This is a genomic window from Xanthomonas sp. SHU 308 (assembly GCF_000364645.1).
GTDB lineage: Bacteria > Pseudomonadota > Gammaproteobacteria > Xanthomonadales > Xanthomonadaceae > Xanthomonas_A > Xanthomonas_A sontii.
This window is the reverse complement of record NZ_AQOK01000167.1, coordinates 1-6,708: the sequence shown is the minus strand read 5'-3', so window position 1 is coordinate 6,708 and position 6,708 is coordinate 1. Positions and strand designations below refer to the sequence as shown.

Here is a 6,708-nt window from a genome sequence, read left to right as displayed (position 1 = left end):
GGGCGCCGGCGCGGGCGTGGCCGCCGGCGCAGTGGCGGCGTCGGTGTTGCCCACGCGCAGGTCGACGTAGGCTTCGCCGCGCATTTCCTGCAGGAAGCGGTTGTATTCCTCTTCCAGCTTGCGGCGGCCGATGGTCTCGCGGACCTGGGCACGCTGGGTATCGCTGGTCACGTCGGTCTGGCGCTCGCCGACGCGCTGCACGATGTGCCAGCCGGCCTCGGTGCGGAACGGCTGCGAAATCTGGCCGTCCTGGAGGCTCGCAACGTGCTGGCCGAAGTCCGGGCCGAACGCGTCGGCCGGGAACCAGCCCAGATCGCCGCCCTGGCTGCGGCTATTGGTGTCTTCCGACGCTTCCTTGGCCACGGCCTGGAAGTCGGCGCCGCCGGCGATGCGTGCGCGCAGCGTCTCGATCTTGGCCTTGGCGACCGCGTCGGGCTGCGCATCGTTGACCCGGATCAGGATGTGGCGGGCGTGGTACTCGGTGACCGTCTTCTTTTCCGGATTGGCCGAGGCGTCGCGCACTTCGACCAGCTTCAGCAGCTGGAAGCCGCTGGGGCCGCGCAGCGGGCCGGCGACCTGGCCCGGCTTCATGTCGCGGATCAGCTGCGCGAACGCGTTGGGGATCTCGTCCAGGCTGCGCCAGCCCAGGTCGCCGCCTTCCAGCGCGTTGGGGCTGTCGGAATAGCGCACCGCCGCGGCGTTGAAATCGATCTCGCCCTTGTCGATCAGGTTCTTGACCCCGTCGATCTTGCCCTGAGCGGTCTTGATCTGCTCGGCGGTGGCGCCTTCCGGCAGGCCGACCAGGATGTGCGCCAGGTGGTACTGGGTGCCGGTGGTGGCTTGCTGCGCCAGGGCCGCGTCGACTTCGGCCTCGCTGACGTTGATGCGGCTCTGCGCAAAGCTCTGGCGCAGGCGCTGCACGGTGATTTCGTCGCGCACCGAGTTGCGGAAGTCGGTGTAGGACATGCCGTCGGCGGCCAGCTTCTTGCGCAGGCCGTCCACGTCGGTGCCGTTCTGCTGGGCGATGCTGGCGATGGCGCGGTTCAGTTCGTCGTCGCCGACGCGGATGCCGGTGCTGTTGGCGCGCGCGACCTGCAGCTTGACCAGGACCAGGCGTTCCAGCACCTGCCGCTGCAGCACGTTATCCGGCGGCAGCTGCGCCTCGCGGCCGGCATACTGCGCCTTCACGTTGCGCACGGCACGATCCAGTTCGCTCTGCAGTACGACATCCTCGTCGACCACCGCGGCGATGCGGTCCAGCGGTTGGGTTTGTTGCGCGGCGGCCGGAGCGGACACGCCGGCGATCGCCACCAGGGCGGCGAGAAAAACAGAAAGGGTCTTGGTCATGGAATCTGGTTCGGATCGTAAGCGTCCGGATCGGTCGTGGTGTTGCTGGGCGGGACCAAGTACAGGTCGTCGCGGTTGTAGCCGAGAATAGCACGGCGCAGAACGCGGTCCGTGTCCTGGCCCAGGGACGACAGCCCCTTGAGCACGAACTCGATCTGGAAGGCGGTATCCAGCGCGCCGGTGCGGTTGCGCACGTAGCGCCGCGCCAGCGCCCGCACCGCCAGACAGCAGCTGTCCCACTGCACGCCGAGGATGCTTTCCAGCGGCTTCTTGTCCATCAGCGAGTAGTAATGCCGGCCAACGACGCTCCAGGTCGGATTGATCGGGTACAGGAACGACACGTCGGCCTGTTCCAGCAGATCGCGGCGGTAGCGGTAGGCGATATTGACGATGCCGTCGCCGGGCATCAGGTAGCGCGCGCGGAAGCTGGCCAGGTCCTTGCGCCGGTACTTGGGATCCCACTGGTAGGTGGCGCCCAGGTTCCAGCGATCGTTGATCATGTAGTTGGCATCGGCGACCCAGGCCGACTTGCCCTGCTCGATGGTGGTGTCGCTGTTGGGCAGGCTGACCCGCGAATCGCTGAAATACAGGATCTGGCCGAGGCTGACCGACAACTTCTCCTTGCCATCGTCCTGGCGCAGCAGGCGCGAGCTCAGGGCCATGGTCAGCTGGTTGGCGTCGTTCTGGCGGTCGGCACCGGTGTAACGCGAATCGCGGAACAACTGGCCCCAGCTGAAGGTGAACTCGCGGGTGTCGAAGATCGGCAGGTCGTTCTGGTCGCGGTACGGCGTGTACAGGTAGAACAGTCGCGGTTCCAGGGTCTGCAGATAGTTGGTGTTGCCCCACTTGGTATCGCGGTCGAAGTACACGCCCGCATCGACCGTGGCGATCGGCAGGCTGCGCGAGGGCGTGGTGTCGCCGCCGAGCGTGGCCGCCAGATCCTTGTCCAGCTGATAGGCGGTATAACGCCAGGCCAGGGTCGGCTTGAGGAACCAGGCGGCGCCGGCCAGCGGCATCGAGATGTAGGGCTTCAGGTCCAGGCGGCTGCCGCCGGGGCGCGGGGTGACCACGCCGGTGCGTTCGTAGGTGCCGTCGGTGGTTTTCTGATGGATATCGTCGTGCACGAAGCGCACCGCTTCGCTGTACAGCCCGGCTTCGAAATAGTTGCCGAACGACTGGTCCCAGTTGAAGAAGGCGCGCGGCTGGCGGTTGTACGGCAGCGCATCCTCGGTCAGGGTGTAGTCGGTCAGTTGCCAGCGGTCGGCCATCACGCCGGCGGTCCAGGTCTCGCCGGTGCCGTAGACGCCGATCGTGCTCTGGATGTTGGACACCGCATTGCCGAGCAGGCGGTTGGAGAAGTCTTCGGTGTAGCGCTCGTCGCTGACCCAGGCCAGCGAGGCGCGCGCCTGCCACTGCGAATTGATGTTGTGGTAGCCCTGGTAACTGAAGCGGCCGCGATCCTTGTCGCGCAACTTGTCGTCCGGCAGGTAGGCGGCCTGCAGCTCACCCTTGCCACCGTCGTAGAGATAGCGGAATTCGCTGCCCAGCATCAGGCCGCGGCGGGCCATGAAGCGCGGATACAGGGTGGCGTCGTAGTTCGGTGCGAGGTTCAGGTAGTACGGCTGGGTGTAGTCGAAGCCGTTGCGGCTGGACATGCCGATCGCCGGGAACAGGAAACCGCTGCTGCGGCGATCGTCGATCGGGAACTTGAACCAGGGCGCGTACAGGATCGGGACGTTGTAGATCTTCAGGATCGCGTTGCGCGCGGTGCCGAAGCCTTCGTCGTTGTCGACGTCGATTTCCGGCGCGTGCAGCTCCCACACCCGCTGCGAGGGGTCGCAGGTGGTGTAGGTGGAGCGGTGCATCTGCCCCAGCGCGCCCTGCAGGTCGACCGAGTCGGCCTTGCCGTTACCGCGGCGGGCCAGCAACTGGTAGCGGATGTTGGTGATCTTGTGGGTGTCGGTGTCCTGATTGCCCTCGGCGCGGTCGGCGATCATGCGGATCGACGAGTCCTGGTAGCGCACGTGACCCTCGGCAATGTAATTGCCGGTCTCGGTGTCCACCCGCAGGCTGTCCGTGCCCATGAACTGGTCGCCGCGCTTGAGCGCGACGTTGCCGGTGTAGTTGGGGATGGTGGTGGTGCCCGACAGCTGGTCGCCTTCGATATTGGTCGGCTGCTGCTCGCGGTTCTGCGCCAGCTTGGGATCCGGCTGCTGCGCGTCGTCGAACTTGGGCAGCACGTCCGGGGTCGGGCACAGGCCCCAGTTCGGCGGCTTTTCAGCCGCCAATGCCGGCAGGCACAGGGCGATACTGAACGGAAGAGGGAGCAGGCGAAGGGTTCGGCGCACGCGCGTCAGGTATCGGGCGAAAACGGTCGCTAGCTTGCCCCATCCCGTGCATAGGGGCAATGAAGGCGTCCCCGGGGCGGGGGACGGGGTTCATCGGCCTGGCGGAGCGGGGTTTCGATCCGGGCGTGCCGCGCCGCGGCCGCCGCCGCGCGGGCGCTGACCCTCAGCGCAGCGCGTCGACGTGGGCGACGCTGCCCTCGCGCAGGGCCTGCAGGTCGTAGCCGCCTTCCAGCAGGGACACCACCCGGCCGCGCGCGTGCCGCTGCGCGACTGCGCGCAGTTCGGCGGTGATCCAGCCGAAGTCCTCGGTCTCCAGCATCAGGTCGGCCAGTGGGTCCCGCATGTGCGCGTCGAAGCCTGCCGAGATCAGCAGCAGCTGTGGCTTGAACGCGTCCAGCAACGGCAGCATCTGGTCGGCCCAGGTGTTGCGGAAGCGGAAACCGCCGCTGCCCGGTGGCAGCAATGCGTTGTGCAGGTTGCCGACGCCGCGGTCGTGGACCCCGCCGGTGTGCGGGAACAGCCCGGACTGGTGGGTGCTGAGGTACTGCACCTTCGGCTCGCGCTCGAAGATCGCCTGGGTGCCGTTGCCGTGGTGCACGTCGAAATCGACGATGGCGATCCGCTCCAGGCCGTGCGTGTCGCGGGCGTGGGCGGCGGCCACGGCGACGTTGTTGAACAGGCAAAAGCCCATCGCGGTGTCGGCGGTGGCGTGGTGGCCGGGCGGGCGCACCGCGCAGAAGGCGGTGTCGCTGACGCCGTGCATGACCGCGTCCACCGCGGCCACGCCTGCGCCGGCGGCGCGCAGTGCGGCCGCGCGCGAGCCGGGCGAGAGAACCGTGTCCACGTCGAGCATTTGCGGGCCGTCGAGATCGGCCAGAACGCGATCGATCAGTTCGCGCTCATGGACCCGGGCCAGGTCGCCGAGCTTGGCCAGCGGCGCCTCGCGCCATTCCAGCGCAGGAAACGCCTCGCGCAGTGCGGTGGTCACCGCCTCCAGGCGCTGGGGCCGTTCCGGGTGTTCCGGTCCGGGCGCGTGGCCCAGGCAGGCAGGATGGGTATAGATCAGCATGCGCGGCCGCGGCCCGGGCGTGGCTCAGGCCTGGCGCCGGTCGTGGCGCCACAGCACTTCGCCGTGGCCGTCGGCCCGCGCCAGCACCCGCGCCAGCACGAACAGCAGGTCGGACAGGCGGTTGAGGTAGCGCACCGCTTCCGGGCGCACCGCGTCCTGCCGCGACAGCGCCACCGTCTCGCGCTCGGCGCGGCGCACGATGGTTCGGGCCAGGTGGCAGCGCGCCGCCGCCTCGCCTCCGGCGGGCAGGATGAAGTCCTGCAATGGCGGCAGGGTGTCGTTGTAGCGGTCCAGGTGCCGTTCCAGCGCATCGATGTCGGCGGCATGGATGGCCGCGTGGCCGGGGATGCACAGCTCGCCGCCGAGATCGAACAACTGGTGCTGGATTGCTGTCAGCAACTGCCGCACGTCCTCGGCCAGCGGGCAGGCCAGGATCACGCCGATCGCCGAGTTGGCCTCGTCCACGGTGCCGTAGGCGGCGACCCGCGCCGAGTCCTTGCCGACCCGGTTGCCGTCGCCCAGGCCGGTGCTGCCGTCGTCGCCGGTGCGGGTGTAGATCTTGGAGAGGCGGTTGCCCATCCCGGTCAGTGACCGACCGGCTGGCCGCGCTGGCCCAGCCGCGCCAGTTGCTCGACGCCGACCTGGATCGCCGCGGCCAGCGCCACGTAGAGGCTGGCGCTGCCCAGGTAGGGCAGCAGCCAGTCGCTGTAGTTCTGCCACCAGCCGGCCAGGGTCGGGTTCGGCACGCTGCGGCTGACCCAGTAGAAGCTGCCCTGCGCCAGCAGGTGGCACAGCGCCACCGCCACCAGCAGGCTGGCGGCGGCCAGGCCCAGGGCGCGCCAGTCGGCACCGTGGTAGCGCCGCGCCAGCCAGGCGCCGCCGGCCCACAGCACGAAATAGGCCGGGATCAGGCACCAGTAGGCCGGCGACACGCAGTAGTGCTGCCAGAAATCCAGGCCCTGGCTGCGGATGACCAGGTAGTCGACCAGCACCGCCAGCGCCATCAGCAGCGGGAACGCCCAGCGCGTCCAGCTGCGCAGGTAGAAGCCGCCGACGAAGAACACCGCCCACGACGCGTCCGGGATCGCCCCGAAGTGGTTGATGCGGGTCGCGGCCAGCAGCGCGGTCAACAGCAGCAGGGCGGGGAGGCGGTGGGTGGAAGGCGTCATGACGGCGGGCACCGGGGCACGTAAGACCCCGGATTCTACTGGAAGCGCGGCGCGCGCGAGCGCCGTGCGCCGCTGCCGCCACGGCACGCAAGCTGGGCGGTGGCGCTCACCGGGCAGACGGGTGCGGGTCGTATCATGGCCGGATGAGCAAACGACATGACGTAGTGATCGTCGGCGGCGGCCTGGTCGGCGCCAGCCTGGCCATCGCCCTGGACCGGCTGGGGGTGGACGTGGGTCTGGTCGAGGCCGCACCGCCGGGCGCGTTGCCGCCGGTATTCGACCAGCGCAACCTCAGCTTCGCTGCCGCCACGGTCAACGCGCTGGGCGCGTTGGGGGTGATGCAGCGGCTGCGCGCGCCGACCGGACCGATCCGCCGCATCCACGTCAGCCGCGCCGGCGATTTCGGCCGGGTGCGGTTGGAGGCCGCCGACTACGGACGCGAGGCCTTCGGCCAAGTGGTCGTCGCGCGCGACTTCGGCGAGGCGCTGGAGGCCAGCCTGGCGGCGACGCGGCAGCTGACCCGCTACCGCCCGGCGCAGTTCGTGGCGCTGGAGCCCGACGCCGAGCATGGAGAGCGCCGGGTGCGGATCCTGCGCGACGGCAGCGAGCAGGTCCTGCACACGCGGCTGCTGGTCGGCGCCGACGGCAGCGCCAGCGCGGTGCGCGAGGCGCTGGGCATCGCCGCGGCGCGCCACGATTTCCAGCAGACCCTGTTCGTGGCGCGGGTGCGCGGTAGCCGCCAGCCCGACGGCACCGCCTACGAGCGCTTCCGCGA

The 6,708-nt window shown here is 69.3% G+C and carries 6 protein-coding genes; 1 reads left to right on the top strand and 5 read right to left on the bottom strand.

All coding sequences use genetic code 11. The features are described from left to right. The 5 genes from D588_RS0106855 to D588_RS0106835 all read right to left on the bottom strand — a co-directional run. Positions 1-1,347: peptidylprolyl isomerase (locus D588_RS0106855; protein ID WP_017915453.1), on the bottom strand; the 1,347-nt coding region annotated here is incomplete at its 3' end. Beyond that, positions 1,344-3,695 carry an LPS-assembly protein LptD gene (lptD, locus tag D588_RS0106850; RefSeq protein ID WP_081613428.1) on the bottom strand — a complete coding sequence of 784 codons (2,352 nt, stop codon included), beginning with the start codon at positions 3,693-3,695 and terminating at the stop codon, positions 1,344-1,346. The genes lptD and D588_RS0106855, both read right to left, overlap by 4 nt. 163 nt (positions 3,696-3,858) lie before the next feature. Further along, the gene (locus D588_RS0106845) at positions 3,859-4,764 is read right to left on the bottom strand and encodes a histone deacetylase family protein (protein ID WP_017911143.1); all 906 of its coding nucleotides are present in this window, start codon (positions 4,762-4,764) and stop codon (positions 3,859-3,861) included. A 24-nt stretch (positions 4,765-4,788) separates the two neighbouring features. Then, positions 4,789-5,343, bottom strand: a complete 555-nt coding sequence (locus tag D588_RS0106840; RefSeq protein ID WP_017911142.1) for a cob(I)yrinic acid a,c-diamide adenosyltransferase — start codon at positions 5,341-5,343, stop codon at positions 4,789-4,791. A 5-nt stretch (positions 5,344-5,348) separates the two neighbouring features. Beyond that, the gene (locus tag D588_RS0106835; protein WP_017911141.1) at positions 5,349-5,933 is read right to left on the bottom strand and encodes a hypothetical protein; all 585 of its coding nucleotides are present in this window, start codon (positions 5,931-5,933) and stop codon (positions 5,349-5,351) included. A 143-nt stretch (positions 5,934-6,076) separates the two neighbouring features. Here D588_RS0106835 and D588_RS0106830 point away from each other — a divergent pair. Continuing rightward, on the top strand, positions 6,077-6,708 hold a 632-nt coding region (locus D588_RS0106830; protein WP_026143456.1), incomplete at its 3' end, for an FAD-dependent monooxygenase.